Annotated in this window: 5 protein-coding genes; 1 reads left to right on the top strand and 4 read right to left on the bottom strand. The window is 71.2% G+C overall.

The window, feature by feature from the left end:
• The coding region (locus tag ACFQ4O_RS16660) for a response regulator (protein WP_378777363.1) at nt 1-406 on the top strand (406 nt) is incomplete at its 5' end.
• A 6-nt stretch (nt 407-412) separates the two neighbouring features.
• Here ACFQ4O_RS16660 and ACFQ4O_RS16665 read toward each other — a convergent pair.
• From ACFQ4O_RS16665 to ACFQ4O_RS16680, 4 genes are all read right to left on the bottom strand, one after another.
• Nucleotides 413-571, bottom strand: coding sequence for a hypothetical protein (locus ACFQ4O_RS16665; protein WP_378777365.1), 159 nt, complete (start codon nt 569-571; stop codon nt 413-415).
• Between the two features lie 723 nt (nt 572-1,294).
• Nucleotides 1,295-1,504 (bottom strand): Trm112 family protein, encoded by a 210-nt coding sequence (locus ACFQ4O_RS16670; protein WP_378777367.1) that lies wholly within the window; start codon nt 1,502-1,504, stop codon nt 1,295-1,297.
• Nucleotides 1,501-2,172 carry an LON peptidase substrate-binding domain-containing protein gene (locus tag ACFQ4O_RS16675; RefSeq protein ID WP_378777369.1) on the bottom strand — a complete coding sequence of 224 codons (672 nt, stop codon included), beginning with the start codon at nt 2,170-2,172 and terminating at the stop codon, nt 1,501-1,503. Before ACFQ4O_RS16675 ends, ACFQ4O_RS16670 begins: the two co-directional genes overlap by 4 nt.
• A 15-nt stretch (nt 2,173-2,187) precedes the next feature.
• Nucleotides 2,188-2,579 (bottom strand): tetratricopeptide repeat protein (locus ACFQ4O_RS16680; protein ID WP_378777371.1); only part of this gene is annotated, 392 nt, incomplete at its 5' end.

Consider the following 2,579-nt stretch of genomic DNA (forward strand, 5'->3'; position numbering starts at 1 on the left):
CGCGACCCCGCGCCGGCCCGCGCCCGCGGTCCGCCCGCGGCGGGTGCTGGTGGCGGAGGACAATGCGGTCAACCGCCGGGTCATCGCCACGCTGCTGGAGCATTTCGAGCTCGCCTTCGACATGGCGGGCGACGGCGCCGAGGCGCTCGCGGCCGTGTCCGCCGGCGGCTACGATCTGGTGCTGATGGACGCCACCATGCCGACGCTGGACGGGCTGGACGCCACCCGCGCCATCCGCGCCCTGCCCGCGCCCCACGGCGACGTCCGCGTCGTCGGCGTCACCGCGCGGGCCTTTCCGCACGAGATCGCGGCGTTCCTCGCCGCGGGCGCGGACGACGTGGTGACGAAGCCGCTGTCGGTGGCCGAGCTCTGGCGCGCCATCGCGGGCGAGGCGGCCGCGGTCTGACGGGGCTCAGTCCCCCCCGCCGTCCCCTCCCCCGTCGCCATCGCCGTCCCCGCTGCGGTTGTCCCCAAAACTGTCCGGCGTGACCGCGCCCGGCTCCCGCGCCGCAAAGCGCGTGAGGGCGACGACGGCCAGCAGACCGACGAACAGACCGACGATCACGTTCATGCCGAACCTCATCCCCCAAGCGTCGGCGACGAAGGCCGCCCGCGCGGGACGCAGCTTAGCGCCTGTTCGGGCGTCGCCGAACCTCCTTGTCCCGGCCTTGAGCCGGGAGACAGCCGAAACCGCGCCGTGCTTCCCCCGACCCAGAAAGCCGCAAGCTCTTGTCCCGGCCTTGAGCCGGGACCCAGACCCTCTGGTTTTTCCGGAAAAGGCGCTTCGGACGGGGCGCGTTGTTTTCACGCGGCGGCGTTAATGGGTCCCGGATCAAGTCCGGGACAAGGGAAGAGGGCCGCTGCGTCCGGTGAGCCGCCTCGGTCGCAAGGATGACGTGCGCCGTTCCGTAGAGAAAAGCGCACCCCACTTGTCCCGGCCTTGAGCCGGGACCCAGACCCTCTGGTTTTTCCGGAAAAGGCGCTTCGGACGGGGCGCGTTGTTCTCACGCGGCGGCGTTAATGGGTCCCGGATCAAGTCCGGGACAAGAAAAGAGGGCGCTGCGTCTGGTGAGCCGCCTCGGTCGCAAGGATGACGTGCGCCGTCCTGCGCAGAAAAGCGGTGGCCCTTGTCCCGGCCTTGAGCCGGGACCCAGACCCTCTGGTGTTTCCGGAAAAAGCGCGTCGGCCGGGGCGCGTTGTTGTCACGCGGCGGCGTTAATGGGTCCCGGATCAAGTCCGGGACAAGGAAAGAGGGCCGCTGCGTCGGCTCCACGTTCGGCCCTTTAGAGCCCCGTCAGCCCTCGATCGGGCGGGCCTCGTCGGGGAGCATGATCGGGATGCCGTCGCGGATCGGGTAGGCGAGCTTGGCCGGCCGGGAGATCAGCTCCTGGCGTTCGGCGTCGTAGGTCAGCGTCGCCTTGGTCAGCGGGCAGACCAGGATCTCCAGCAGCTTCGGGTCCACGCCGGCGTGGCGGCGGTGGGCGTCGTCGTGAGCGTCGGTCATTGCAGGGCGGAACTCGCGTCGCCGCGCGCGCGGGCCAGCTCCATTTCGGTCACGGCGACCAGGATCTCCGCGCGGGCCTTGAGATCCGGAGCTTCGAGCAGGGCTTGCTTCTCGCGCGGGCCGAACGGGCTCATCATGGCGAGCGCGTTCACCAGCGCCTCGTTGGGCGCGCGGCGGATGCCGTCCCAGTCCGCCTCGAGGTCGTTGGCGGAGAGATAGTCCTTCAGGGTCCTGAGCAGGGCCTCGCGGTCCACCTCGTCCTGCCCCTCGCCGGGGGCGAGGTCGAGCGCGAATTCGTCATAGGCCGGGCGGACCTGCCGATAGGGCGTGGTCACCACCAGCTCCTCCGCCACGCGGAAGCGAGTGACGCCGGTCAGCGTGATCAGGTAGCGGCCGTCGCCGGTCTCCGCGAAGGCGGTGAGCCGGCCGGCGCAGCCGATCTGGACGAGCGCGGGGCGTTCCGCGTCCTCGTCCGCTTCGGGCTCCGGCTGGATCAGGCCGATGACGCGGTGGCCGCGGATGGCGTCCTCGATCAGCGCCAGATAGCGCGGCTCGAAGATGTTGAGCGGCATCTCCCCGCGCGGCAGCAGCAGCGCGGCGCGGAGCGGGAACACCGGGATCGTGGCCGGCAGTTCGTCGAGCTTGTGGTAGATGACGTTGGAGGCCATGGCCGCCTCATCCTGTCACGAGAACAGCAGCGACGACAGGCGCTTTCGGCCGGCGACGGTGTTTTCGTCCTTCGGCCCCCAGGCCTCGAACAGCTTCACCAGCTCCTTGCGGGCGCCGTCCTCGTTCCAGCTGCGGTCGCGCTTCACGATCTCCAGCAGGTGATCAAGCGCCTCCCGGCCGTAGCCAGCGGCGGCGAGGCCGACCGCCAGATCGAACCGGGCCTGATGGTCGGCCGGGTCGGCGGCGATGCGCGCCTCCAGCGGCGCGAGGTCGCCCACCGCGGCGGCCTTCTCGGCGAGCGCGATCTGGGCCTCCACGGCGACGATGGCGGCGTCCTTCGCAGCGGCCGCCGGGGCGGAGGCGAGGGTCGCCTTCGCGGCCTCCACCGAGCCCGCCGCGAGCTGGG

This window comes from Methylopila musalis, from assembly GCF_042679725.1.
Classification (GTDB): domain Bacteria; phylum Pseudomonadota; class Alphaproteobacteria; order Rhizobiales; family Methylopilaceae; genus Methylopila; species Methylopila musalis.